Source organism: Pontibacter vulgaris (assembly GCF_022758145.1).
GTDB classification, from domain to species: Bacteria; Bacteroidota; Bacteroidia; order Cytophagales; family Hymenobacteraceae; genus Pontibacter; species Pontibacter vulgaris.
Genome location: NZ_JAJVDH010000028.1, coordinates 1 through 1,166 on the forward strand (window position 1 = coordinate 1; position 1,166 = coordinate 1,166).

At 50.3% G+C, this 1,166-nt stretch carries 2 protein-coding genes; both read right to left on the reverse strand.

From position 1 onward, the window contains the following. Positions 1 to 405 (reverse strand): efflux RND transporter permease subunit (locus LWP20_RS18160; RefSeq protein ID WP_242929597.1); only part of this gene is annotated, 405 nt, incomplete at its 3' end. Position 406: 1 nt separating this feature from the next. Next, a partial coding sequence (locus LWP20_RS18165) for an efflux RND transporter permease subunit (protein WP_242929598.1) occupies positions 407 to 1,166 on the reverse strand: 760 nt, incomplete at its 5' end.

Sequence of the window (1,166 nt, forward strand, 5' to 3'; positions counted from 1 at the left end):
TAAGACGACGCAAGCAGCCAGCACGCTTTTGCGCCACTCCAGGCAAAAGCGGGCAACCGGCCGGTACAACCTGACAAAGAAATTGGAAACAGGGTTACGGCTCTCCGGTATGAGCTTACCCTTAACCAGCATCCTTGTAAGCATGGGGGCTACCGTAATGGCCAGCATGGCAGCGCCAATAAGCGAAAATGTTTTGGTAAGCACCAGGGGCGAAAACAGCTTCCTTTCCTGGCCTGTCAGGAAAAGTATAGGCGCAAAGGATATAATCATGATCAGGACCGAGAAGAAAACAGACCGGCCCAGTGTACGGGAAGAGTTTTCGATAATGGATACGCGCTCCTCTTCCGGTATCTCGTTTGTGTGTCCGATACGCTCTTTCCCCTGATTTTCTTTAGATCCTGCCATACTACCTGCCTGTTTCATTGTTTAAAACCCTTTTGGTAAGGGACCGGTAGGCATTCTCTGCCATCACAATAGCGGGATCCACCACATCCCCTATAGCCAGAGCAATGCCCCCGAGCGACATGATATTGGAGGTAACCCCGAATAGACGCATCAGGATAAAGCCGATAAGTACTGAGAGCAGAATACAGGCGATTGCTACCAGGCCTGTACGGAAACTGAACAAGAATAGAATTACGACAATGCACACAATCAGGATCATTTGCCAAAGTGCTTCTGTAAGGGTGTTGATGGAAGCTAGGATAAGATCGCTGCGGTCGTAGGCTGTCTTGAATTTCACACCTTTGGGAAGGCCTCTCTCTACCTCCTTCATCTTCACCTTGGTCCGCTCAATTACATCCCGGGCATTTTCCCCGAAGCGCATGACCACAATACCCCCTACCACTTCACCTTCGCCATTCTCTTCGGTGATGCCCAGCCGCAGATCAGTGCTCATCTGTACATTAGCTATGTCACTTAAGCGGATGGGAATAGACTTATAAGTACCAATAGAAATTTCCTTAATGTCTTCCAGGCTGGCGATATAACCCAGCCCCCTGACCAGGTAGCTGGTAGAATTCATTTCATACAGGCTGCCCCCTACATCGCGGTTGTTGGCAGCGACAGCCCGGGTAACGTCCATCAAAGGCACGTCGTAGTACACCAGCTTGTGCGGATCGATCGTTACCTGGTACTGTTTCTGAAAGCCTCCGAACGAAGCCACC